Origin of the sequence: Micrococcus porci (assembly GCF_020097155.1) — a bacterium.
In the GTDB taxonomy this organism is placed as follows: Bacteria; Actinomycetota; Actinomycetes; order Actinomycetales; family Micrococcaceae; genus Micrococcus; species Micrococcus porci.
On sequence record NZ_CP083691.1, the window covers coordinates 1,666,966 to 1,690,646 of the forward strand.

Below are 23,681 nucleotides of genomic sequence, written 5' to 3' on the forward strand. Positions count from 1 at the left end.
ATCGTGTCCGACCCGTCCTCGCACGTCGTCCTGCCGCCCGTCTCCGTGCCCGGAGCGGAGTCGGTGTCCTTCGAGTCAGCGGAGCTGATGGTCCGCACCCTGGGCGCGCACGACGCGCTGCTGCGGATCCTCGCCGGGGTGTACCCGGACGTGGAGGTCACCGTCCGGGACCAGTCGCTCGGCATGTCCGGTCCGCCGCGCCACGTGGCCCAGGCCCGCCGGATCGTGGAGGACCTCCGCTCCCTGGCGCGGCGCGACGCCCCGGTGACCCCGGACGTCGTGGAGCAGGTCGTGTCCCTCGTGCGCGACGGGGAGACCGGCCGCGCGTCGGGCACGCTCCACCTGGACTCGATCCTCTCCGGGCGCGGTCGCAAGATCCGCGCCAAGACCCTGCACCAGCAGGACTACGTCGAGGCCATCGACCGCGCCACGATCGTGTTCGGCCTGGGTCCGGCGGGAACCGGCAAGACCTACCTGGCCATGGCCAAGGCCGTGCAGGCCCTCCAGGCGAAGGAGGTCACGCGGATCATCCTCACCCGGCCCGCCGTCGAGGCCGGCGAGCGGCTCGGCTTCCTCCCGGGCGGGCTGTCGGAGAAGATCGACCCCTACCTGCGCCCCCTCTACGACGCGCTGCACGACATGATCGAGCCCGAGTCCATCCCGCGCCTCATGGAGTCCGGCACCATCGAGGTGGCGCCGCTGGCCTACATGCGTGGCCGCACGCTCAACGACGCGTTCGTGATCCTCGACGAGGCCCAGAACACCACGGGCGAGCAGATGAAGATGTTCCTCACCCGCCTCGGGTTCGGGGCGCGCATGGTCGTCACGGGGGACACCTCGCAGGTGGACCTGCCCCGGGGCGTCCGCTCCGGCCTGGCGGAGGCCGTGGAGGTGCTCGAGGGCGTCGACGGGCTCGAGATGGTCCGGTTCGACTCCTCCGATGTCGTCCGCCACTCCCTGGTCAGCGCCATCGTGGACGCCTACGACGGCGCCCGCGGCAGCGGGTCCGCAGCGGACCCCCGCCCCGCCGGGCGCGGGGCCCAGCGTGGAAGGAGCGGCCGTGGCCGTTGAGATCGTGAACGAGTCCGGCGTGGAGGTGCCGGAGGAGGCGCTGCTGGGCATGGCCCGGCACGTCTACGCGGCGCTGCACGTGCATCCCCTGGCCGAGACCGCCGTGACGGTGGTGGACGCGCAGCGGATGGCCGAGCTCCACGTGGAGTGGATGGACCTGGAGGGCCCCACCGACGTGATGAGCCTGCCGATGGACGAGCTCACCCCGGGCACCGAGAAGTCCCCCGCGGAGGGCGTCCTGGGTGACGTCGTGCTCTGCCCCGAGGTGGCCGCGGAGCAGGCCGCCCGCGGCGGCCACAGCCGCGACGACGAGCTGCTCCTGCTGCTCACGCACGGCATGCTCCACCTGCTCGGCTACGACCACATGGAGGAGGACGAGCGCGCAGAGATGTTCGCGCTGCAGGACCGCCTGGTGTCCGAGGTCCTCGGCCGGCCCGCCCCGGCGCCCACGGTGGAGGACTGATCGCCCCCATGGCCACCGCCGTGTCCCTGGTCCTGCTGTTCCTGGCCTGTCTGGCGTGCACCTGGGTGCTCGCGCTGGCCGAGTCCGCCTTCACCTACCTGCCCCGCAAGGACGCCGAGGACGTGGCCCGCACGCGCCCCGGCTCGCGGATCCTCGACGTCACCGCCGACCTGGACGGCCACCTCGGTGCGCTGCGCGTGTGGCGCTTCCTCTCCGAGGCGTTCGCGGCCATGTTCCTCACGGCCGGCCTGCACGCCCTGACGGACTCGGTGTGGGCCGCGCTGGCGGTCACCGCCGTGCTCCTGGTGGGCACGGCGGCCGTGCTGGGCGTGTGGAGCCCGCGACCCATCGGCTCGCGCAACGAGGCCGCCGTCGCCGCGCGGACGGCCGGGCTGGTGCACGGGTTGAAGCAGGCGCTCGGCCCGGTGGGGGACCGGCTGGGCCGGGACCGCCGACGCACCGAGGCGGAGGCCGCGGACGAGGACGACTTCCACGAGCGGCACCTGCGCGAGGTCGTCGCGCGCGCCCACGATGCGGAGGTCCTCGAGGACTCGGAGGCCGAGCTGATCGCGTCCGTGTTCTCCATGGGCGACACCCTGGTGCGCTCCGTGATGGTGCCCCGCACCGACGTGGTGACCATCGACGCGGACCACACCCTCGGCCAGGCGCTGGACCTGTTCCTGCGCTCGGGCTGCTCGCGCGTCCCGGTGATCGGCGAGGACTCGGACGACGTCCGCGGCATGCTCTACCTCAAGGACGCGGTCCGCGCCCTGCACCACGAGGGCCACGCCTCCCAGGACGCGGTGACCGCGGTGATGCGCGAGGTGCGCTTCGTCCCCGAGTCCAAGCCCGTGTCCGTGCTTCTGGAGGAGCTCCAGCGGGAGTCCACGCACGTGGCGATCGTCGTCGACGAGTACGGCGGCACCGCCGGCTTGGTCACCCTGGAGGACCTCATCGAGGAGATCGTCGGGGAGATCTGGGACGAGGACGACCGCCCCGACCGCCCGGAGATCGAGGAGCTCGCCCCCGGTGTCTACTCGGTGGACGCCCGCATGGGCATCGGCGACTTCCGGGAGGAGTTCGAGCTCCCGGAGGACGAGGACGAGGACGACGACGTCGACACGGTGGGCGGGCTGCTCGCCAAGGAGCTCGGCCGGGTGCCGATCCGCGGCTCGCGCGTGGTGGTGCACGGGCTCGAGCTCACCGCCGACACCCTCGAGCCCCGCCGCAACCGCGTGGCGCGCCTGAAGGTGGTGGAGACGGAGGACCGTCCCGCCCGGCTGCGCCGCCAGCACGATCCGACCGACCCCGACTGAGGAGACGCCATGACCTCGCTGCTCGATCCCGCCGTCCCGGAGGGGCACCGCTCCGGCTTCGCGTGCCTCGTGGGCCGGCCGAACGCCGGCAAGTCCACGCTCACGAACGCGCTGGTGGGGGAGAAGGTGGCCATCACCTCCTCCAAGCCCCAGACCACGCGCCACACGATCCGCGGCATCGTCCACCGGCCGGACTTCCAGCTGGTCCTGGTGGACACCCCCGGACTGCACCGGCCGCGGACGCTCCTGGGTGAGCGCCTGAACGCCCTGGTCCAGGAGACGCTGTCCGAGGTGGACGTGGTGGGCTTCTGCCTGCCGGCGGACGAGAAGATCGGTCCCGGCGACCGCTTCATCGCCCAGCAGCTGGCCGCACTGCGGCGCACGCCGGTGGTGGCGATCGTGACCAAGACCGACAAGACGGACCCGCAGCGGGTGGCCGAGCAGCTGCTGGCCGTCACCGCGCTGGGGGACGAGGTCCTGGGTCCGGAGAACGGCGGGCGCGGCTTCGCCGCGGTCGTCCCGGTCTCGGCCGTGGCCGGGCGACAGGTGGAGGACGTGGAGTCGGTGCTGGCGCAGCTGCTGCCCGACGGCCCGCCCCTGTACCCCGACGGCGAGCTGACCGACGAGCCGGAGGCCATCATGGTCGCCGAGCTGATCCGCGAGGCCGCACTCGAGGACGTGCGGGACGAGCTGCCCCACTCGGTGGCCGTCGTCGTGGAGGAGATGAACCCCCGCGAGGGCCGACCGGAGGAGCGCCCCCTGCTGGACGTCTACGCCAACGTGTTCGTGGAGCGGGACAGCCAGAAGGGCATCATCATCGGCAAGGGCGGCTCCCGGCTGCGGGCCATCGGCACCCAGGCGCGCACGGGCATCGAGCGGATGCTCGGGACGCCCGTCCACCTGGACCTGCGGGTCAAGGTGGCCAAGGACTGGCAGCGGGACCCGAAGCACCTGAACCGCCTCGGGATGTGAACCTGGAGGGTGTCCGAAAAGTGAGACCGGGGCCTCATTGGTCGAGAACTGCCCGTGTCGGGTGTGGAATGGGGAACAAGGCCCGGCCGTGCACCGGTCGGACCGTGAGACCAGGACGAGGCCCGGCGACCCCGCGGCCGAACGAAGAGGTGGATCCGCCATGCGCAATCTGCAGAAGCCCTCGGGCATGAAGCACGGGAAGTACGTGCCGTACCACGAGCAGATCGAGGTGCACCTGCCGGACCGCACGTGGCCGGACAAGGTGATCACCGAGGCCCCCCGCTGGTGCGCGGTCGACCTGCGCGACGGCAACCAGGCGCTGATCGACCCGATGGGCCCCGAGCGCAAGCTGCGCATGTTCCAGCTCCTGGTGCAGATGGGCTACAAGGAGATCGAGGTCGGCTTCCCGTCGGCCTCGCAGACCGACTTCGACTTCGTCCGCCAGCTCATCGAGGGCGACCACATCCCGGACGACGTGTCCATCCAGGTCCTCACCCAGGCCCGGGAGCACCTGATCGAGCGCACCTTCGAGTCCCTCGAGGGCGCCGACCGCGCCATCGTGCACCTCTACAACTCCACCTCGGTGCTGCAGCGCCGGGTGGTGTTCCGTCAGGACGAGGACGGGATCGTGGACATCGCCACGTCCGGCGCCCGCCTGGTGAAGAAGTTCGAGGAGCAGCTCACGGGCACCGAGATCACCTACGAGTACTCGCCGGAGTCCTATACCGGCACCGAGCTCGAGTTCGCCCGGCGCATCTCGGACGAGGTCGCCACCGTCCTGGAGGCCTCCACGGACCGCCAGATGATCCTCAACCTGCCGGCCACCGTCGAGATGGCGACGCCGAACGTCTACGCGGACTCCATCGAGTGGATGCACCGCAACCTGGAGCACCGCGACTCGATCATCCTGTCCCTCCACCCGCACAACGACCGCGGCACCGGCGTGGCCGCGGCCGAGCTCGGCTACCTCGCCGGCGGCGACCGCATCGAGGGCTGCCTGTTCGGCAACGGCGAGCGCACCGGCAACGTCGACCTCGTGACCCTGGGCATGAACCTCTTCTCCCAGGGCATCGACCCCATGATCGACTTCTCCGACATGGACCACATCCGCCGCACGGTGGAGTACTGCAACCAGCTGCCGGTGCCCGAGCGTTCCCCGTGGGGCGGCGACCTCGTGTTCACCGCCTTCTCCGGCTCCCATCAGGACGCCATCAAGAAGGGGTTCGAGGCGATGGAGGCCGACGCCGCGGCCGCCGGCAAGCACGTCGACGAGATCCCGTGGGCCGTCCCCTACCTGCCCATCGACCCGAAGGACATCGGCCGCTCCTACGAGGCCGTGATCCGCGTGAACTCCCAGTCCGGCAAGGGCGGCGTCGCCTACCTGCTCAAGTCCGAGCACAAGCTGGACCTCCCGCGCCGCGCGCAGATTGAGTTCTCCCACGTCATCCAGGAGCTCGCCGACGCGCACGGCGGCGAGGTCTCCGGCGCCGACCTGTGGACGGCGTTCCAGGACGAGTACCTCCCGGCGGAGAACAAGGAGGAGGCGTGGGGCCGCTACCGCGTGCGCTCCGTGAGCTCCGAGTCCGGCGAGAACGGAGCGTTCCGCATGACCGCGGAGATCTTCGTGGACCACGAGCCCCAGACCCGCACGGCGGAGGGCAACGGCCCGATCGACGCGTTCCTGAAGATCCTCGGCGAGGACGGCCAGGACGTCCGCGTGCTCGACTACACCGAGCACGCACTGTCCGAGGGCGGCTCCGCCATGGCCGCCGCCTATGTCGAGGCGGCTGTGGGCGACCGCGTCCTCTGGGGCGTCGGTCTGGACCACAACACCACCACGGCCTCCCTCAAGGCGGTCGTCTCCGCGGTCAACCGGTCCCTGCGCGCGTGAGCGGCGCGCGGCACGGCGGCTACTCGGCGAACTCGTTCCGCACCGAGGCCATCGTGCTGCGCACCCACCGCCTGGGGGAGGCGGACCGGATCGTGGAGGCGATCACCCCCGAGCACGGCGTCCTGCGCTGCGTGGCCAAGGGGGTGCGGAAGTCGTCCTCCCGGTTCGGCTCCGTCGTGGAGCCGTTCATGCACTCCACCCTCCAGGTCGCGCGGGGGCGGGGGGAGCTGCACACGATCACCCAGGCGCAGCTGCTCCACCCGTACGCCACGGCCGTCGCAGCGGACTACGAGGCGTTCGCGGTGGCCGCAGCCCTGGCTGAGGGCGTCGAACGCATCCCCGCGCTCGACGCCGACGGCCGACGCGCCCAGTACCTGCTGTTCCACGGAGCCCTGGCCGCGCTGGCTCGGCGGGCCCACGACCCGCGGATGATCCTCCACAGCTTTCTGCTGCGCACCCTCACGCAGGCCGGCTGGGCCCCGACCTTCGACCGCTGCGCCCGATGCGGGGCGCCAGGTCCGCACACCGCGGTCAACGTCGCCCTGGGCGGGGCGGTCTGCGCCGAGCACCGGCCCCCGGGCTCGGCCAGTCCGGCCCCGGAGACGTTCGCGCTGCTCACGGCCCTCACCGCGGGGGACTGGGCCGTCGTCGACACCGCCGGTCCGCTGGCCCGGCGTGAGGCGGCCGGTATCGTGTCCGCGTACCTGCAGTTCCACGCGGAGCGCCGGCTGGTCGCCCTGTCCGTGCTGGACCAGGAGATCGCCCCGCCGGCCCCGCGCGCCGAGAGGAGCGCCTGAATGTCCGACGTGCCGAAGGTGAGCCCGCCCCCGCATCCCTCGGGTGCTGTCCCCCCGAAGCTCGACCCGCGGTTCGTGCCCCGGCACGTGGCCGTGGTGATGGACGGCAACGGTCGCTGGGCCAACCAGCGGGGCCTGCCCCGCACCGAGGGGCACCGCGCGGGCGAGGCCGCCCTGCTGGACGTCGTCGCCGGCGCCGTGGAGCTCGGCGTCGGGCACGTCTCCGCCTACGCGTTCTCCACGGAGAACTGGTCGCGCTCCGCGGAGGAGGTGCGCTTCCTCATGGGCTTCTCCAAGGACGTGCTGCGCCGCCAGCGCGACACCCTCGACTCGTGGAACGTGCGGATCCGCTGGAACGGCCGCGCCCCGCGCCTCTGGACCCCGGTGATCCGCGAGCTCCGCGAGGCCGAGGACCTGACCCGGGACAACACCGGCACCACCCTGCACATGTGCGTCAACTACGGCTCCCGCGCGGAGATCGTCGACGGCGTCCAGGCCCTCGCGGAGGAGGTCGCGGCCGGACGCATGCGCCCCCGCGACCTCACCGAGGACGTGATCACCCGGTGGCTGGACCGCGGCTTCCGCGCGGGGGACCGGGACGTCGACGTGACCCCGGACGTCGACCTGTTCCTGCGCACCTCGGGAGAGCAGCGCCTCTCCAACTACCTGCTGTGGCAGTCCGCCTACGCCGAGCTGCTCTTCCTGGACGAGCTGTGGCCGGACGTGGACCGGCGCACCCTCTACGCCGCGGTCCTCGAGTACGCCCACCGCGACCGCCGGTTCGGCGGGGCGGTGGACGCGCCCGCCGCCGACTGAGGGCCGGCCCGCCCCGCCGGCTCAGCCGGCGATGCGCGGGGGCGCCGTCTCCGCCAGCCACGACAGTGTGGCGTCCAGGGCCGCGCGGCGGACCGGGGGAGCCGAGGCGAACACGTCGTGGAGCGCGCCGGGGCAGCGGTGGACGACGACGCCGGGCCCGAGCCGGCGGGCCGCCCTCGCCTGGGCGCGGGGCGAGAGGATCACGTCCGAGCTCGCCGCGCGGCGTCGGGTCGCCAGTGGGAGGCCGCCGCGGTCGGAGACCAGGACGAGCACGGGCACGGGCAGGTCGAGCCCGCGCGCCACGGTGGTGTGCCCGTCCAGGACCGCGGCCAGCCACCCGGCCGGCACCGCGAACGCCCACCGGTCGCGCCACGCCGGCTCGAGGTCCCACTCGCCGTCCGCCTCGGCGGACAGAGAGCGCCAGTAGTGGTCGACACGGGGCAGGGGGAGGATCTCGTAGGGATCACGCCGCGCGATGCGGCGGACCGCGGGGGCCGCCACGGCCCGGGCGAGCGGTCCGCCGTGCGTCTGCAGCCACGGGCTGTTGAGCACCAGCGCGGACGCGGCCTCCGGCCGGTCTGCGGCCCAGAGCGCCGTGGTCAGCCCGCCCGTCGAGTGGGCCTCCACGACGGGCGTGGCCGGATGGTCCTCCGCGATCAGGGCGAGCGCCGCGTCCAGGTCCTCGTGATGCCGGTCGAGCCGGTCGACGAAGCCGGGGGTCTGCCCGGGTCGGAGCGAACGGCCGTGGTGACGCAGGTCCACGGCGTGGAAGGCGTAGCCCGCGGACTCCACGGCCTCGGCCAGGGGCGTGTTGTAGAAGTAGTCGCTCCACCCGTGCACGGCCACGAAGGGACGCCGGCAGGGATCCCGGTGCCGTGACGCGGCGCGACGCCGCACGACTGTGACAACGTTCCGTCCTTGTCTGTCGGCGTTCAGAGCGAGGCTCCGCCGTTCGAAGCCGTCCAGCACGTCCGGCGTCCACCCGGCTTCCGGGTCCACGGGCGTCGGAGGCGCCGCGGCGTCGTCGGCGGGGAGGCCGAGCCCGTGGCGGGGCCAGGGCCCGCGGACGTGGGGGAAGAGGGTCACGGCCTCACCTTAGGCGGCGGCCCTGCATGGGAGGATGACGGCATGCAGCTGCCCGACCCCCGTTTCCGCGTCCAGTCCGTCCTGCGCTCCTCCGCGCCCCGGATCTACCCGCCGTTCTTCCGGGCGGTGTTCGCCGGGATGGACCCGGAGCGGGCGCACCACGTCGGCTTCGCCGGCATCCGCGCCGCGGAGGCGAGCGGGGCGTCACGCGCGCTGCGCTCGACCATGGCCCCGGACCTCGGCCTCGCGCGCACGGTGATGGGCCTGCGGTTCCCGTCGCCCTTCGGCCTCGCGGCCGGCTTCGACAAGACCGGCGTCGGCACCACCGCCCTGGCCGAGCTTGGCTTCGGCCATATCGAGGTCGGCACGATCACCGCGCAGGCCCAGCCGGGCAATCCCGCCCCCCGGCTGTTCCGCCTGCCGGAGGACCGCGCGCTGATCAACCGCATGGGCTTCAACAACGACGGCGCCGCCGCCGTCGCCCCGCGGCTCGCCGCCACCCGCCGCACCCTCGAGGAGCGGTTCGGCGCCGTGCGTCCCGTCCTGGGCGTCAACATCGGCAAGACGAAGGTCGTGCCCCTGGACGGCGCCGTCGAGGACTACCGGGCGTCGGCGCGGCTGCTCGCCCCGCACGCCGACTACCTCACGGTGAACGTGTCCTCCCCGAACACGCCGGGCCTGCGCCAGCTCCAGGAGATCTCGTCCCTCGAGCCGATCCTGGCCGCCGTCCGCGAGGAGGCGGACCGCGCCGTCCCGGACCGGCGCGTCCCGTTGACGGTGAAGATCGCGCCGGACCTGGCCGACGAGGACGTCCGCGCCGTCGCGGAGCTCGCGGGCCGGATCGGCCTCGACGGCGTCATCGCCACCAACACCACCATCGGGCGGGGGGGCCTGTCGACGCCCGCCTCCGAGGTCGAGGCGATGGGAGCCGGAGGCCTCTCCGGTGCGCCGCTGGCCGCGCGCTCCCTGGAGGTCCTGCGGACGCTCAGGGCCGCCCTGCCGGCCGGGGTCGCGCTGATCGCCGTGGGCGGTGTCACGGACGGGGACGACGTCCTGCAGCGCCTGGACGCCGGGGCCGACCTGGTGCAGGGCTACACGGCGTTCCTGTATGAGGGCCCGTTCTGGGCCGGGCGCATCAACGCCGGCCTCGACGCGGCCCAACGCGCCCGCTGACGGCCGCGCGGCGCCCGCACTGCACGTCGCCCCGGCCCACGCACGCGGACCGGGGCGACGGGGGAGCGTCGGGCTCAGGCGGGGAACTCGCCGCGGCGCACCTGCGGCTTGGGCAGGCGGAGGCGGCGGAACTGCAGGGCCCGCATGACGCCGTAGAAGCGGCTGCCGGGCTCGGGCGTGCCGAACGTCGCGGTCAGGCGCTTCTTGATCTGGGCGGAGATGTAGAAGCTCTCGGCGATCACGAGGCCGACGATCACATAGAGGGTGACCATCAGGATGACCTGGGCCCGCGTGCCGGGGATGAACATGGCGATCACGTAGACGAGGACGATCGGCATGAGCCACTCGCCCAGACCGGTGCGGGCGTCGATGTAGTCGCGCACGTACCGCTTCTGCGGGCCCTTGTCGCGTGCGGGGAGGTTGCGCTCGTCGCCCGTCTCCAGGGCCTGCCGCTGGCGCATGCGCTCGGCGGTCGCCGCGTCGCGCTCCGCCTTTCGGGCCGCCTTGCGGTCCTCGGGCACCAGCGTGCGACGACGGGCGGCCTCCTGGTCGCGGCGGCGCGGCGTCGGCCCGGTCTTGCCCTGGGAGCGGTCGCGGGGAGCGGGCTGGGCCGCGGGCGTGTTCCCGGCGCCCAGGGCGGTGGAGCCGTGGGAGGCGGGGGCGTCGTTCTCGGTCTTCTTCCGGCGATTCAGCACCGCGCCAGTCTAGTCGTGGCCGCGTCGTAGGCTGGACCGCATGACCCAGAGCACGCAGAACACCCCCGTCGGCGCGGCCCCGGACCCCGAGCTGGTCTCCGCGATCCGTGCCGCCGTCGACCGCCGGTTCCCCGAGACGCTGCAGAGCCTCAAAGACCTGGTGTCCATCCCCGGCATCGCCTGGGACTCGATGGACCGTGAGCCCCTGGAGCGCTCGGCCGCCGCGGTGGCGGACCTGCTCCGCACCGCCGGCCTGGAGGGCGTGGAGACCGCGGTCGAGGAGCGCGCGGACGGCCGCCCTGGCGGCCCTGCCGTGATCGGCGGCCGCCCTGCTGTCGGCGACAAGCCCACCGTCTTGTTGTATGCGCACCACGACGTGCAGCCCCTCGGAGAGGAGGGCCTGTGGGACACCCCGCCGCTGGTGGCCACCGAGCGGGACGGGCGCCTCTACGGGCGCGGCGCCGCCGACGACAAGGCCGGCATCATGGTGCACCTCGCGGCCCTCGCCGCCCTGGACGAGGTGTGCCCGGACGCCGGCGTCGGAGTCCGGGTGTTCATCGAGGGCGAGGAGGAGGCGGGCTCGCCCACCTTCCGTCCGTTCCTGGAGCGGCATCGTGACCGTCTGGCCGCCGACGCCATCGTGGTGGCCGACTCCTCCAACTGGGCCGTCGGCGAGCCGGCCTTGACCACCTCCCTGCGCGGGGTGGTCAGCGCGACCGTGACCGTGCGGGCGCTGGACCACGCCGTGCACTCCGGCATGTTCGGCGGCCCCGTGCTCGACGCCGTCGTCCTGATGTCCCGTCTCATCGCGACCCTCCACGACGCCGACGGCGCCGTGGCGGTGCCCGGCCTGGAGCCCCGTCACCACGCCGACGTGGACTACCCGGAGGACGCGTTCCGCGCCGACAGCGGCATCCTCCCCGGCACCCGGCTGGCGGGCCGCGGCGCCCTGGCGGACCGCCTGTGGAACGGCCCCGCGCTCAGCGTGATCGGGCTCGACGCCCCGTCCGTGGACACCTCGTCCAACACCATCCAGCCCGCGGCGCGCGCCAAGATCTCGCTGCGCCTCGGGCCCGGGATGGATCCGGCCGCCTCGCTGGACGCGCTGCGCGCCCACCTGGAGGCGCAGTCGGACGCCGTCCTGGGGGCGGAGATCACGGTGGAGCCGGGGGAGCTGGGCCAGCCCTTCTCCACGGACACCTCGGCCCCCGCCGCGGCCGCGATGATGGGCGCCCTCGGCGCCGCGTTCGCCACACCCGCGCGGGAGACGGGCCTGGGCGGCTCCATCCCGTTCACGGCGGACCTCAAGGAGCTGTTCCCCGAGGCCACGATCCTGATCACCGGTGTCGAGGACCCGGACTCCCGCGCGCACTCGGCCAACGAGTCGCTGCACCTGGAGGACTTCCGCCGCGCGATCGTCGCAGAGGCCCTCTGGCTGGCGGCGATGGGCGCCTGACGACCCGGCCTTCCCGGAGTCCCCGGCGTCCGGGAATGCGGCACCGGGGAGACGGCGTTCTCCCGGAAGACCCACGCGGCGACACCGTCGCACAACCGAGGACCTAGGAGGTCACCATGGCTCTGTCCGCAGAGGAGACCGGCGTCGAGATCGGCGCCACCGAAGACGCCACCGGCCTGCCGCCGCACGAGGTGGAGCTGACCGACGTCGCCGCGGCCAAGGTCCGCGCCCTGCTCGAGCAGGAGGGTCGCACCGACCTGCGCCTGCGCGTGGCGGTCCAGCCGGGCGGATGCTCCGGCCTGATCTACCAGCTCTACTTCGACGAGCGGGTGCTCGACGGCGACACCGTCCGCGACTACGACGGCGTCGAGGTGATCGTGGACAAGATGAGCGTCCCGTACCTGATGGGGGCGACCATCGACTTCGAGGACACGATCTCCAAGCAGGGCTTCACCATCGACAACCCGAACGCCGTGGGCTCCTGCGCGTGCGGCGACTCGTTCCACTGAGCCGCTGACGCCCCCGGCGCCCCCGCGGCGCCGCCCCGCCGGGCCGGTCTCCACCAGGAGGCCGGCCCGGCGTCGTCGTGCGGGGAGGGCGCCGGGCGGCACCGCCCGTACGACACCCCGAGCGCGTCACGATGCACCCGTTCGCGCGCGCTGGCATAGACTGACTCCGAATCATCTGGGTCTACCCGCCCTCCCTGAACGGAACCCGTGAGAAGTCACGACGTACCTGGTGGGGCGGGGCCCACTCGCACACGAGATGAAGAGGAAGGCCGTCTGTGAGAGCACAGAATGACGCCGGACGTCGGACGCGACGCCGCCTCACCGCGGGGGCCCTCGGGGCCACGGCGCTGGTGGCGCTGACCGGCTGTTCGGCAGAGGCACAGCGTGGTTGGCTGCCGGGCACGGACAACACGACCAACCACAATGCGCAGCTCACCGACCTGTGGGTGAACTCCTGGATCGCGGCCCTTGCCGTGGGCCTGATCGCCTGGGGCGCGATGATCTGGTGCATGATCGCCTACCGCCGGCGGAAGAACGACCAGGGCTTCCCGCGGCAGACGGCCTACCACATGCCGATCGAGACGATGTTCACCGTCATCCCGATCCTCATGGTGTTCACCCTCTGGGGCTTCACCGACCGCGTGCAGGCCGAGGTCGACACCCCGATCGACGATTCCCCGCTGACGGTCACCGTGTACGGCAAGCAGTGGTCCTGGGACTTCAACTACTCGTACGAGAAGGACGGCCAGACCAGGGAGGCCCACTTCCAGGGCGTCCAAGCGCAGCTCGACGGCTCGGACGGCAAGCGCGAGACCCTGCCGACCCTGTACCTCCCCAAGGACGTGCCGGTGCACTTCGAGCTGAAGTCCCGCGACGTGGCGCACTCCTTCTGGATCCCGCAGTTCCTCCAGAAGCGCGACATGCTCCCCGGCAAGACGAACAACTTGTACCTGACCCCGCAGGAGATCGGGCGCTTCGACGGCAAGTGCGCCGAGCTCTGCGGCGAGTTCCACTCGGAGATGCTCTTCAACGTGGAGGTCGTGGACGAGGCCACCTTCGTTCAGAAGATGAACGAGATGGAGCCCGGCCTGGTCGGCGACGAGCTCAACCGCAACCCCAACCAGAACCCGGACGGCGCGAGGAACATGGAGGTCGACCTCCAGACCCCGCGCGGTGGAGGCAATCACTGATGACCACTTACGAATACGCCACGGACGAGGTGCGCACGCAGGCCCAGCCGCGCGTCGCCCCCCGCTCCCTGGGCAAGATCGTCGTCAGCTGGCTGACGACCACGGACCACAAGGTCCTGGGGTACATGTACCTCATCGTCTCGTTCGTCTTCTTCTGCGTGGGCGGCGTGATGGCGCTCATGATCCGCGCCGAGCTCTTCGAGCCCGGCATGCAGATCCTGCAGACCAAGGAGCAGTACAACCAGCTGTTCACCATGCACGGCACGATCATGCTGCTGATGTTCGCGACGCCGCTGTTCGTCGGCTTCGCCAACGTGCTCGTGCCGCTGCAGATCGGCGCCCCCGACGTCGCGTTCCCGCGACTGAACGCGCTGGCCTTCTGGTTCTTCCTGTTCGGCTCGTTCATCGCGTGCGCCGGCTTCCTCACCCCTCAGGGTGCGGCCTCGTTCGGGTGGTTCGCGTACGCCCCGCTCTCGGACACCACGTACTCGCCCGGCGTGGGCGGTGACCTCTGGGTGTTCGGTCTGGTCCTCCAGGGCTTCGGCACGATCATGGGCGGCGTCAACTTCATCACCACGATCCTGACGATGCGCGCCCCGGGCATGACGATGTGGCGCATGCCGATCTTCACCTGGAACACGCTCATCACCGGCATCCTGATCATGATGGCGTTCCCGCCGCTGGCCGCCGCGCTCTTCGCGCTGGGCATGGACCGTCGCTTCGGCGGCCACATCTTCAACCCGGAGAACGGCGGCGCCATCCTGTGGCAGCACCTCTTCTGGTTCTTCGGCCACCCCGAGGTGTACATCATCGCCCTGCCGTTCTTCGGCGTCGTCTCCGAGATCATCCCGGTGTTCTCCCGCAAGCCGATCTTCGGCTACAAGTCCCTGGTCTTCGCGACGACGTCGATCGCCGCGCTCTCCGTGACGGTGTGGGCGCACCACATGTACGTGACCGGCGCCGTGCTCCTGCCGTTCTTCTCCGTGATGACCATGCTCATCGCGGTCCCGACCGGCGTGAAGTTCGTGAACTGGATCGGCACCATGTGGCGCGGTTCGATCACCTTCGAGACCCCGATGCTGTGGACGCTCGGCTTCATGGTCACCTTCCTGTTCGGTGGCCTGACCGGCGTCATCCTGGCGTCGCCGCCCCTGGACTTCCAGGTGTCCGACACCTACTTCGTCGTGGCGCACTTCCACTACGTCATCTTCGGCACCGTGGTGTTCGCGATGTTCGCCGGCTTCTTCTTCTGGTGGCCCAAGTTCACCGGCAAGATGCTGAACGAGCGTCTCGGCAAGATCCAGTTCTGGCTGCTGTTCGTGGGCTTCCACGGCACGTTCCTGGTGCAGCACTGGCTGGGCGTCATCGGCATGCCGCGTCGCTACGCGGACTACATGATCGAGGACGGCTTCACCGCGATGAACCAGTTCTCCACCGTCTTCTCCTTCCTGCTCGGCGCGTCGCTGATCCCGTTCTTCTGGAACGTGTACGTGACCACCCGCTTCGGCAAGAGGGTGACCGTGGACGACCCGTGGGGCTTCGGCTCCTCCCTGGAGTGGGCCACCTCCTGCCCGCCCCCGCGTCACAACTTCCACTCGCTGCCGCGCATCCGCTCCGAGCGTCCTGCCCTGGACCTGCACCATCCGGAGCTGGCGGCCTACTCGCCCCAGGCCGAGCCTGAGGTTTTCGGAGAGAAGGTGGCTTCCAAGTGAAGATCGCGTCCAACATCTTCTGGATCATCGGCGCCTTCCTCGTCGCCGTCGCCACGCTCTACGGCTTCTGGGTGAAGTGGACCGAGTGGGCCGGCATCCCCGCCATCTACGCCCTCGGCGCGATGTGCTGGATGATCGCCTGGTACGTGCAGTCCACGGACAAGCGCCATGGCCTCGGCCCGGCGGATGACGAGGACGGCGAGATCGTCGAGTACGCCGGTACCTACGGCACCTTCGCCCCCTCCAGCTGGTGGCCGCTCGGCGTGGCCGTCGCCTGCGCCATGCTGGTGACCGGCCTGGCCGTCGGCTGGTGGATCTTCGCCCTCGGCGTCATCGCCGGCGTGTACTTCACCTTCGGCTGGGTCTACGAGTTCTCCCGCGGCAAGTACGCCCACTGACCACTCGCTGACGCAGCACAGAGGCCGCCGGCCGGTTCCCCCTGGGGGAGCCGGCCGGCGGCCTCTCTGCGTGCGCGGCCACCGGCCGGGTGGGACGTGAGCTCCGTCCGGGGGTAGGGGCCGCGGGCTGGCACACCAGGCTGCCATGTGGTCGGTCAAGGGCTCTGACGGCCCGAGCTCGTGGGGCGTGCCCGCAGTTCGGACGCCTGGATCGTGAGGTGGTCGGACGCTGAGCAGCGTGGGCCGTCGCCGACGGCGGGGAGGCTTTCCGGCATCCGCCGGTGCCGTCCCGCAGCGAGAACCGCGTGAGGTCCTCGATCACGGCGGCGCGGCCCCTCTGCATCGAGGCGGTCGGCGAGGACGCCAGGATGGGAGCGGAGGCCGGCCGCTGGCGGGTCCTACGCCAGTGAGCCGCGCACAGGCGCGGCCGCGTGTCTCGGTGGGGCGGTTGCTGTGCCTGCCTCGGTGCCCCCCTGGACGCGTGGTGGGTGAGACAGGGGGACGACCGGTCGGGGTGGGTCCGCCGTGGAACAGCGGGGGCTCACAGGTGCCGACCGTGTCCCGCCGAGGAGGGCTCGGGGAACGGAGCGCGCATGTGAACGGGTCACCGGGGTCCGTGGGCGCCTATGGCCGAGGGCACGGCTCCGCGTGTTCGGGTCGGCTGAGGCGCGGTGATCCGGCCCAGGGCGCCTCCGGCGGGGCACGCTCGGGCGAGGGTCGCACCACGGGTGTCGCCGCGCAGGACGACCATGCGTGCCCACGGGACGGTCGCGCCACCGGCAGTGGGCAGGCATGAGGCGGTCGACGACCTCGGCCGCAGGTGGAGATCGACGACGGCGGCGAAGCCGGCCGACTCACGCCGAGGGTGTTCCCGCTTGCCCAGGGTGTCGACGGCGTCGGACGCCATCACAGGCAGCAGTCCCGGACGGCCACGCAGAAGGGCCCCGCACGCCATGTGGCGTGCGGGGCCCTTCGTCAGGGGATCAGCGGTCGCCGATCAGTGGCCGAGCTCCGCGGAGTGGGAGCCGCCCTGGACGGCGCCGACGTGCTCGCCGTGGCCGTGGGTGCGAGCCTCGACCAGCTCCTCGCGGGAGACCGGCGCGACGCGCTCCTGGTAGAACATCCGGTTCAGACCGGCACGCATCCTCTCAGCGCCGGAGACCTTGCCGTTGCGGCCCGGGGTCGCCGGCACAGGGCGGCGATCCTCGAACGAGACCAGACGGTACATCTCGTAGTCGGTGAGCTGACGGTGACGCTCGGAGAAGCCTCCCTCAGGGGACATCTCGACGACGCCGGACTCGTGGCCGTGCAGCACGGTCTCGCGGTCACGACGCTGCAGGGAGATGCAGATGCGACGGGTGACGATGAACCCGAGGATCGGGCCGAGGATGAACAGCGCGCGCAGGAAGTAGAGCACGTCGTTCAGCGACAGGTGGAAGTGCGTGGCGATGAGGTCCGAGGAGGCCGCGGCCCACATGGTGCACCACATGATCATCATGCCGACGCCGATGCCGGTACGGGCGGGGGCGTTGCGCGGACGGTCGAGCAGGTGGTGCTCACGGTCGTCCTTGGTGATCCAGCGCTCGATCCACGGCCAAGAGATCATGCCGACGAGGATGACGCCCACCGGGATCAGCGGGGTCAGCACGCCCATGGGGAGGGAGACGCGGGAGCCCCACGGCATCGGGATGTTCCACAGGAAGGAGAAGTCGCCGATCATGCCCGGCATCAGGCGCAGGGCGCCGTCGAACGGGCCGATGTACCAGTCCGGCTGGGTGCCGGCGGAGACGGGCGAGGGATCATACGGACCGTAGATCCAGATCGAGTTGATCGTCACGGTGGACGCGATCAGGGCCAGGACGCCGAACACGATGAAGAAGAAGCCGCCGGCCTTGGCCGCGTACACCGGGCCCACGGGGTAGCCGACCACGTTGTTCTCCGTGCGGCCGGGGCCGGGGTACTGGGTGTGCTTGTGCACGACGACCATGAACAGGTGCACGGCGATGAGCAGCAGGATGATCGCCGGGACGATCATGATGTGCAGCGCGTACAGGCGACCGATCACGGAGTAGCCCGGGAACTCGCCGCCGAACAGGAAGGCGGAGAGGTAGGAGCCCACCAGGGGCATGGCCTTGAGGATGCCGTCGATGATGCGCAGGCCGTTGCCGGACAGCACGTCGTCGGGGAGGGAGTAGCCGGTGAAGCCGGCGGCCCAGCCGGCCATCAGCAGGAAGCAGCCGACGACCCAGTTGAGCTCACGCGGGCGACGGAAGGCGCCGGTGAAGAAGATGCGGAGCATGTGCACCGACATCGAGGCGACGAAGAGCAGCGCCGACCAGTGGTGCAGCTGGCGCATGAAGAGGCCGCCGCGGATGTCGAAGGAGATGTCCAGGGCGGACGCCATGGCCGCCGACATCTCGATGCCGCGCAGCGGGGCGTAGGCGCCGTCATAGGTCACGTGCGACATCGACGGATCGAAGAAGAACGTGAGGAAGGCGCCCGACAGCAGCAGGATGACGAAGCTGTAGAGGGCCACCTCGCCGAACATGAAGGTCCAGTGGTCCGGGAAGGTCTTGCGGCCGAAGAACTTCACGATGGGGGAGAGCCCCACTCGCGTGTCCAGGAAGTTGGCCAGACGACCGGTCCCGGTCGCCGGCTGGTACTCGTGCGTTGCAGTGCTCATAGGGGTCAGCCACGCTCCCAGTAGACAGGCCCGACGGGCTCATGGAAATCGCTCTGCGCCACGAGGTAGCCCTCGTCGTCCACGGTGATCGGCAGCTGCGGAAGGGCGTGGCTGGCCGGGCCGAAGATGACCTTGCACTCCTGCGCGAGGTCGAAGGTCGACTGGTGGCAGGGGCAGAGCAGGTGATGGGTGTGCTGCTCGTACAGGGCGATGGGGCAGCCCACGTGCGTGCAGACCTTGGAGTAGGCGAAGATGCCGTCCACGTTCCAGTTCTCACGGCCGGGGCTGATCTTCACCTTGGAGGGATCGAGGCGCATGACGAGCACCACGGCCTTGGCCTTCTCGTTCAGCTTGCCGTGCTCCAGGTCGTTCAGGCCGTCCGGGATCACGTGCAGGGCCGAGCCGAGGGTCACGTCCGACGCCTTGATGGGGGAGCCGGTGGGGTCGCGCACCAGGCGCACGCCCTCGTGCCACATGGTGTGGCGCAGGCGTTCCGGGCCGAAGTTCTTCGCGGCCTCGTCGGAGAAGTTGTCCGTGTTGTCCAGGTCGCGGAACGCGGCGATGAACGGCAGCGGAGCGAGCACGGCGGCGCCGATCAGCGTGTTGCGCAGCAGCGGGCGACGCTTGATCTGGGACTCGTCCAGGATGTCCGCGATCATGCCCTGCGCGGCGGCGCGGTCCGCCTCGGTGCGGATCTCATGGCGCTCCTCGACGACCTCGTGGTCGGGCATGAGCGTCTTCGCCCAGTGCACGACGCCGATGCCGATCCCGAACATCGCCAGCGCGACGCCGAGGCCCAGCAGGAGGTTCTGCAGGTACAGGACGCTCGTCGACTCGCCGTTGCCGACCTGGCCGACGCCGAAGTACCCGATGAAGAACAGGACCGTGCCGATGACGGAGATCAGGAAGAAGACGGAGACCTGACGCTCGGCGCGCTTGGCCGCACGCGGATCCTCGTCCGCGAGGCGCGGACGGTGCGGCGGAAGGCCCGGGTTGTCGATGGCGTAGCGCGGAGATTCCTCTCCGGCGTGCTCGAGGGCGTCCGAGTGTCGCTCGGCCCCTTCGTAGCCTTTCTCGCCCATAAGACCAGTTTCCTTTGCTCGAGTGATGTGTAGATGACGTGTGCGCGGCGCCGCGGCGCCCGCGCGAGATCAGGAGGAGCGGCTGGTGAGCCAGACCATGAAGCCGACGATGAGCGCGAGGCCCGCGGTCCAGATGAACAGGCCCTCGGCCACCGGGCCGAGCGAGCCGAGCTGCAGGCCGCCGGGGGAGCCGTTCGCCTCGATGGTCTTCAGGTAGGCGATGATGTCGCGCTTGTCCTCGGGCTTGAGGTTGGCGTCCGAGAACACGGGCATGTTCTGGGGGCCGGTCTCCATGGCCTCGTAGATGTGCTTCTCGGAGACGCCCTCGAGGGACGGGGCGAACTTGCCGCGGGTCAGCGCGCCGCCGGCGGCCGCCGCGTTGTGGCACATGGCGCAGTTGATGCGGAACAGGTCGCCGCCCTTGGCGATGTTCACGCCCTCGGCGTTCGGGTCGAGGTCCTCGTCGGCGGGCACGGCGGGGCCGGCGCCGAGAGAGGCGACGTAGGCCGCGAGCTGCGCGGTCTGCTCCTCGGAGAACTGGTTGGGCTTGCGCTGCGCCTGCGGACCGTTCATCTGCATGGGCATGCGACCGGTGCCGACCTGGAAGTCCACGGCGGCGGCGCCGACGCCGACGAGCGAGGGCCCGTCCGCGGTGCCGGTGGCCCCCATGTTGTGGCACGAGGCGCAGTTCGCGTTGAAAAGCTTCTCGCCAGCCGTGATGTCGTCAGCGGCGGCGGCCGCGGTGACCTGCGTGGCCGCCTGCGCCTGATTGACGGTGCTCGCGACGGAATAGAGTCCGCCGGTCACCAGGAGTCCCAGCAGGAGGAGCGCCAGCCCCACCAGGGGGTGGCGTCGGTTCTGCGAAAGTGCCTTCACGGGGGTTTCCTATCGTGTGTCTTCCGGACGCGGGGGGCCGCCCCTCGCCCGTACCTCGGTCGGTGCGGTTGGGGCGTCTTACTTCAGGAAGTAGACGATGAAGAACAGGGCGATCCAGACGACGTCGACGAAGTGCCAGTAGTAGGACACGACGATGGCGGACGTGGCCTCGTGATGGCCGAAGCGGCGGGCCAGGAAGGCGCGGCCGATGATGAACAGGAACGCGATGAGGCCGCCGGTCACGTGGAGGGCGTGGAAGCCGGTCGTGATGTAGAAGGCGGAGCCGTAGGCGTTCGCGGCGATGGTCACGCCCTCGGACACCAGGGTCGCGTACTCGAACGCCTGCACGGCGACGAAGATCGAGCCCATGATGAAGGTGAGGATGAACCACTCGACCATGCCCCAGCTCTTCACGGAGAAGAGGCCGCCGGTGCGGCGGGGCTGGAGGCGCTCGGCAGCGAGGACGCCGAACTGAGCGGTGAAGGAGGAGAGCACCAGGATCACGGTGTTCACCGCGGCGAGCGGGACGTTGAGGATCGCAGTGTGCTCGGCCCACAGCTCCGGAGAGGTGGAGCGGAGCGTGAAGTACATGGCGAAGAGCCCACCGAAGAACATGAGCTCGCTGGCGAGCCACACCATGGTCCCGACCTGGACCATGTTGGGCCGGCTCGGGAGCCCCGTGGTGGGCTGGTGGAGTGTGGAGGTTGCAGTGGTCACCCAGCCATTATGTCCCCAAAGACGCGCGGGGGACTAAATCGAACCTACCGTGTCGCATCGTCTCGGGGGCGGGAAAGCGCCACTCTCTGGGTGAGTCCCCACATGACCTCCAGGAGACGTCCAGGTTCGGGGTCGGATCCCGCCACGGGGATAGGCTCAGGTCGTGAGCCCTGGAGGAGAGATGCGAGAGACCGTGACCCACACCTGGCCCGAGGTGTTCCGCCGACTGACCCTCGGTCAGGACCTCGATGACGCCGCCGCGGAATGGGCGATGGGCGAGATGATGTCCGGCGACGCCACCGAGGGGCAGGTCGGCGCCTTCCTCCTCGCGCTGGCGGCGAAGGGCGAGACCGTCCCCGAGCTGCGCGGCCTCACCGACGCCATGGTGGCCAAGGCCCGGCGTGTGCACGTGTCCGGCGAGACCCTCGACATCGTCGGCACCGGCGGTGACCGGCTGGGCACCGTCAACCTCTCGACGATGTCGTCGCTCGTCGCAGCCGGCGCCGGGGCCCGCATCGTCAAGCACGGCAACCGCGGCGCGTCGTCGACGGCCGGCGCCGCCGACGTGATCGAGGCGCTGGGCGTCGACCTGTCCATGCCCCCGGCCAAGGCGGAGGAGTGTGCGGAGGCGGTCGGCATCACCTTCCTCTTCGCCCAGAACTACCACCCCTCGATGAAGTACGTCGCCCCCGTGCGCAAGCAGCTCGGGGTGCCCACGGTCTTCAACTTCCTCGGCCCCCTGAGCAACCCCGCCCAGGCGTCCGCCCAGGCGCTCGGGTGCTCCAGCGAGGAGATGGTGCCGCTGCTCGCCCAGGTCCTGGCGGACCGCGGCGTGCGCGGATTCGTCTTCCGCGGCTCGGACGGCCGGGACAAGATCACGACGTCGGGGCCCTCCACGATCATGGAGGTCCGGGGAGGGGTCACCGCCCACGAGATCGACCCCCGCGACTTCGGGATCGAGCTGGCCCCGGTCGAGGCTCTCGCCGGCCGCGACGGCGCCTACAACGCGACGCTCGTGCGCGGCCTGCTGGCGGGGGAGCACGGCCCGATCCGCGACGCCGTGCTGCTCAACGCCGCCGCCGGTCTGACCGCGTGGGACGTCGAGGCGGAGGGTCCCCTCATGGACCGGCTGAGAACCAACATGGCCCGCGCCGCCGAGTCCATCGACTCGGGCGCGGCGGCGGACGTCCTCGAGCGCTGGGTGCAGTTCTCCCGCTCGTGACCGACCCCGGCGTCAGCCGCCGGGGGAGGTCCGTTCCGACAGGCCTGGGGTGTTGTCGGAGCCGATGGCGACGCGGGTCCTCGCCGCGGACTCCTCGAGGCGCCCCCGGAGCTCTGGGCCCGCCTGGGGCAGCTCATCCGGAATGAGCAGCACCCGCGGCCGCCCGGTCGGGTCCGTGTCCGCGTCGGTGATGAGGGTGGGAGCCCACGTCACCCCGGTCGCGTCGAAACGGCCGTCGTCGCCCTCGCGGAACGCGACCTCCACGATCGCCCCGTCGTGGGTGCCGGGACGCTCGCCCTTCATGGAGGCGATGAGGTTGCCGGTGCTGTAGACGACCCACACGCCGTTCACCTTCTCCACCGGCTGCACCCAGTGCGGGTGCTGCCCGATGACCAGGTCGACCTCCCCGGAGGCCGTCACCTGGTTCGCCATCCACCGCTGGTCCTCGTTCGGGATCCGCACGTATTCGTCCCCGGCGTGCATGTGGAAGACGACGACGTCGGCTCCGGCCTCCCGCGCGGCGTGCGCGTCCGCGATCGCCCGGTCCGGATCCAGCAGGTCCACGGACCACTCCCGGCCCTCCGGGACGGGGATCAGATTCGTGCTGAACGTCTGGGACACGATCCCGACCACCACCCCGTCGGCCGTGGTGAAGAGGTCGGGCGCCTGGTCCTCCCCCGGGGTGGTGGACGTGCCCGCGACGCCGACGCCGGCAGCGCGCAGAGCGTCGTGCGTGCGGACCATCCCGTCCCAGCCGTCGTCCACGGTGTGGTTCGAGGCCGTGGTGCAGACGTCGAAGCCGGCGTCGACGACGGCCGCCACGGTCTGCTGCGGGGCACGGAAGCGCGGCCAGCCGGTGTACGGGCCTCCGGGAGCGGCCAGGGGCACCTCTTGGTGGCACACCGCGAGGTCCGCGGCCGCCACGAACGGGCGGACCGAAGCGAGCATCGGCCGGAAGTCGAATCCGCCGCCCGTCCTCGCCGCGTCGAACAGCGGCTCGTTCCAGAGGAGGTCGCCGGAGGTGTTGATCGTGACCGTCCGCGGCTCCCCGGACGCCGTCGCAGGGCTCGCGGGGGGCATGGTGGACGAGGTCCCGGGCGTGTCCGCGCGGAGGTCGGACGCCGAGTCCGAGGAGGAGGCGTCCTGCGAGGTCCCGGAAGCGGCGCCGTCCGGGGCGTTCGCGGTGGGAGCGCAACCAGTGAGGAGGGCCATCGCGAGCAGGGTGGCGGCGGCGGTGCGGCGGTGCGGGGTCATGGGATCACGGGTGGCGCGCTCAGCCGTCGAAGCCCAGCGCCCACCCCTCCTCGAGGTCTTCCGTGGAATAGGTGCGGAACGCCAGCATGGTCTCGGTGTCCTCGATCCCGTCCACCTTGGACAGCTGGTCCGCGATGACGTCCGCCAGGTCCTCGTAGCGCTTCAGCTTGACCATGGCCACCAGGTCCCACGCGCCCGTCACCGAGTACACGGAGCTCACGCCCTCCAGGGACGCGATGGCCTGGGCCGTCTCCGGGATGGTGGACTTGTCGGTCGTGATCATGACGATGGCGGTCACCATG

At 71.1% G+C, this 23,681-nt stretch carries 22 protein-coding genes; 14 read left to right on the top strand and 8 right to left on the bottom strand.

Going from position 1 to position 23,681, the window contains the following annotated elements; genetic code table 11:
• The first annotated feature begins 3 nt into the window (after positions 1-3).
• The 7 genes from KW076_RS07885 to KW076_RS07915 all read left to right on the top strand — a co-directional run bounded on the left by KW076_RS07885 (position 4) and on the right by KW076_RS07915 (position 7,326).
• Positions 4-1,071, top strand: a complete 1,068-nt coding sequence (locus tag KW076_RS07885) for a PhoH family protein (RefSeq protein ID WP_224354827.1) — start codon at positions 4-6, stop codon at positions 1,069-1,071.
• Positions 1,061-1,534 (top strand): rRNA maturation RNase YbeY, encoded by a 474-nt coding sequence (ybeY, locus tag KW076_RS07890; RefSeq protein WP_224354828.1) that lies wholly within the window; start codon positions 1,061-1,063, stop codon positions 1,532-1,534. Before KW076_RS07885 ends, ybeY begins: the two co-directional genes overlap by 11 nt.
• Positions 1,535-1,542: 8 nt before the next feature.
• Positions 1,543-2,850 (top strand): hemolysin family protein, encoded by a 1,308-nt coding sequence (locus tag KW076_RS07895; protein WP_224354829.1) that lies wholly within the window; start codon positions 1,543-1,545, stop codon positions 2,848-2,850.
• Positions 2,851-2,859: 9 nt separating this feature from the next.
• Positions 2,860-3,822, top strand: coding sequence for a GTPase Era (era, locus tag KW076_RS07900; protein WP_224354830.1), 963 nt, complete (start codon positions 2,860-2,862; stop codon positions 3,820-3,822).
• A 160-nt stretch (positions 3,823-3,982) separates the two neighbouring features.
• Positions 3,983-5,713, top strand: a complete 1,731-nt coding sequence (gene leuA, locus KW076_RS07905) for a 2-isopropylmalate synthase (RefSeq protein ID WP_224354831.1) — start codon at positions 3,983-3,985, stop codon at positions 5,711-5,713.
• The gene (recO, locus tag KW076_RS07910; RefSeq protein ID WP_224354832.1) at positions 5,710-6,510 is read left to right on the top strand and encodes a DNA repair protein RecO; all 801 of its coding nucleotides are present in this window, start codon (positions 5,710-5,712) and stop codon (positions 6,508-6,510) included. The genes leuA and recO overlap by 4 nt, the downstream gene beginning before the upstream one ends.
• The gene (locus KW076_RS07915) at positions 6,511-7,326 is read left to right on the top strand and encodes an isoprenyl transferase (RefSeq protein ID WP_224354833.1); all 816 of its coding nucleotides are present in this window, start codon (positions 6,511-6,513) and stop codon (positions 7,324-7,326) included.
• Positions 7,327-7,347: 21 nt separating this feature from the next.
• Here the strand turns inward: KW076_RS07915 and KW076_RS07920 are convergent, their stop codons facing one another.
• A complete protein-coding gene (locus KW076_RS07920) occupies positions 7,348-8,172 on the bottom strand; it encodes an alpha/beta hydrolase (protein WP_224354834.1) in 825 nt (274 codons plus the stop codon).
• Positions 8,173-8,454: 282 nt separating this feature from the next.
• Here KW076_RS07920 and KW076_RS07925 point away from each other — a divergent pair, with 282 nt between their 5' ends.
• Positions 8,455-9,585 (top strand): quinone-dependent dihydroorotate dehydrogenase, encoded by a 1,131-nt coding sequence (locus KW076_RS07925; RefSeq protein ID WP_224354835.1) that lies wholly within the window; start codon positions 8,455-8,457, stop codon positions 9,583-9,585.
• 74 nt (positions 9,586-9,659) lie between these two features.
• On the opposite strand, the gene KW076_RS07930 is transcribed toward KW076_RS07925, so the two are convergent.
• On the bottom strand, positions 9,660-10,277 hold the full coding sequence (locus tag KW076_RS07930) for a DUF3043 domain-containing protein (protein WP_434084373.1): 618 nt from the start codon (positions 10,275-10,277) through the stop codon (positions 9,660-9,662).
• Positions 10,278-10,320: 43 nt separating this feature from the next.
• Here KW076_RS07930 and KW076_RS07935 point away from each other — a divergent pair, with 43 nt between their 5' ends.
• The 5 genes from KW076_RS07935 (at position 10,321) to KW076_RS07955 (ending at position 15,545) form a co-directional block, all read left to right on the top strand.
• A complete protein-coding gene (locus KW076_RS07935; RefSeq protein WP_224354837.1) occupies positions 10,321-11,736 on the top strand; it encodes a dipeptidase in 1,416 nt (471 codons plus the stop codon).
• Between the two features lie 116 nt (positions 11,737-11,852).
• Positions 11,853-12,245: an iron-sulfur cluster insertion protein ErpA gene (gene erpA, locus KW076_RS07940; RefSeq protein ID WP_224354838.1), complete on the top strand. Its 393-nt coding sequence runs from the start codon at positions 11,853-11,855 to the stop codon at positions 12,243-12,245.
• Between the two features lie 275 nt (positions 12,246-12,520).
• A complete protein-coding gene (ctaC, locus tag KW076_RS07945) occupies positions 12,521-13,435 on the top strand; it encodes an aa3-type cytochrome oxidase subunit II (protein WP_224354839.1) in 915 nt (304 codons plus the stop codon).
• Positions 13,435-15,147: an aa3-type cytochrome oxidase subunit I gene (ctaD, locus tag KW076_RS07950; protein ID WP_224354840.1), complete on the top strand. Its 1,713-nt coding sequence runs from the start codon at positions 13,435-13,437 to the stop codon at positions 15,145-15,147. Before ctaC ends, ctaD begins: the two co-directional genes overlap by 1 nt.
• Entirely contained in the window at positions 15,144-15,545 is a 402-nt protein-coding gene (locus KW076_RS07955; RefSeq protein WP_224354841.1) for a cytochrome c oxidase subunit 4, read from the top strand. Before ctaD ends, KW076_RS07955 begins: the two co-directional genes overlap by 4 nt.
• Positions 15,546-16,542: 997 nt before the next feature.
• Here the strand turns inward: KW076_RS07955 and qcrB are convergent.
• From qcrB to ctaE, 4 genes are all read right to left on the bottom strand, one after another.
• Positions 16,543-18,228 carry a cytochrome bc1 complex cytochrome b subunit gene (gene qcrB, locus KW076_RS07960; protein ID WP_224354842.1) on the bottom strand — a complete coding sequence of 562 codons (1,686 nt, stop codon included), beginning with the start codon at positions 18,226-18,228 and terminating at the stop codon, positions 16,543-16,545.
• Positions 18,229-18,233: 5 nt separating this feature from the next.
• Positions 18,234-19,310, bottom strand: a complete 1,077-nt coding sequence (qcrA, locus tag KW076_RS07965; RefSeq protein ID WP_224354843.1) for a cytochrome bc1 complex Rieske iron-sulfur subunit — start codon at positions 19,308-19,310, stop codon at positions 18,234-18,236.
• Positions 19,311-19,379: 69 nt separating this feature from the next.
• The gene (qcrC, locus tag KW076_RS07970; protein WP_224354844.1) at positions 19,380-20,186 is read right to left on the bottom strand and encodes a cytochrome bc1 complex diheme cytochrome c subunit; all 807 of its coding nucleotides are present in this window, start codon (positions 20,184-20,186) and stop codon (positions 19,380-19,382) included.
• A gap of 78 nt (positions 20,187-20,264) precedes the next feature.
• The gene (gene ctaE / locus KW076_RS07975) at positions 20,265-20,903 is read right to left on the bottom strand and encodes an aa3-type cytochrome oxidase subunit III (protein ID WP_370643400.1); all 639 of its coding nucleotides are present in this window, start codon (positions 20,901-20,903) and stop codon (positions 20,265-20,267) included.
• A 181-nt stretch (positions 20,904-21,084) separates the two neighbouring features.
• Here ctaE and trpD point away from each other — a divergent pair, with 181 nt between their 5' ends.
• On the top strand, positions 21,085-22,125 hold the full coding sequence (trpD, locus tag KW076_RS07980) for an anthranilate phosphoribosyltransferase (protein ID WP_224354845.1): 1,041 nt from the start codon (positions 21,085-21,087) through the stop codon (positions 22,123-22,125).
• 12 nt (positions 22,126-22,137) lie between these two features.
• On the opposite strand, the gene KW076_RS07985 is transcribed toward trpD, so the two are convergent.
• Positions 22,138-23,379, bottom strand: coding sequence for a CapA family protein (locus tag KW076_RS07985; protein ID WP_224354846.1), 1,242 nt, complete (start codon positions 23,377-23,379; stop codon positions 22,138-22,140).
• Positions 23,380-23,398: 19 nt separating this feature from the next.
• Complete coding sequence (locus KW076_RS07990) at positions 23,399-23,680, bottom strand: Lrp/AsnC family transcriptional regulator (protein WP_224354847.1); 282 nt, start codon at positions 23,678-23,680, stop codon at positions 23,399-23,401.
• Between the last annotated feature and the right edge of the window lies 1 nt (position 23,681).